The 435-nt window shown below is 72.6% G+C and carries 1 pseudogene; it reads right to left on the reverse strand.

Going from position 1 to position 435, the window contains the following annotated elements:
• Window positions 1-435: pseudogene (locus BN4575_RS23025) on the reverse strand (protein kinase); the annotation flags it as partial.

The following is a 435-nucleotide window of genomic DNA, read 5'->3' on the forward strand; positions in this document are numbered from 1 at the left end:
CCCGCAGGCTCCCGCTCCATCGCCCTGCGGCACAGCGCATGGAGCTCCTCCGGCACCTCGACCCGCGCGACCTCCTCGATCGGTCGCGGCGGCCCGCTCCGGACGCGTTCGATGACCTGCTCGGCGGCCTCCATGCCTCCGCGCGAAGGCGTATGCGGCGGATGGCCGCTCAAGATCTCGTACAACACGGCGCCGAACGCGTAGACGTCGCTCGCCGGACCCATCGCCGCGATCTCGCCGTGCGCCGGCTCAGGCGACATGTAGAACGGCGTGCCCGCGACGCGCGTCCGCACGCCCGTCTCCGAGGGATCCGGCGCGACCGGCCCGGATGCAGTACCCCAGGGCAGCGCGAGTGCTGCGCCGCCGCCGAGGTCGCGAGCGAGGCCCCAGTCCATGACGTGTACCTCGCCGAGGTCGCCGACCATGAGGTTCTGA

This window comes from Aeromonas sp. EERV15 (genome assembly GCF_900079845.1).
GTDB lineage: Bacteria > Pseudomonadota > Gammaproteobacteria > Enterobacterales > Aeromonadaceae > Aeromonas > Aeromonas sobria.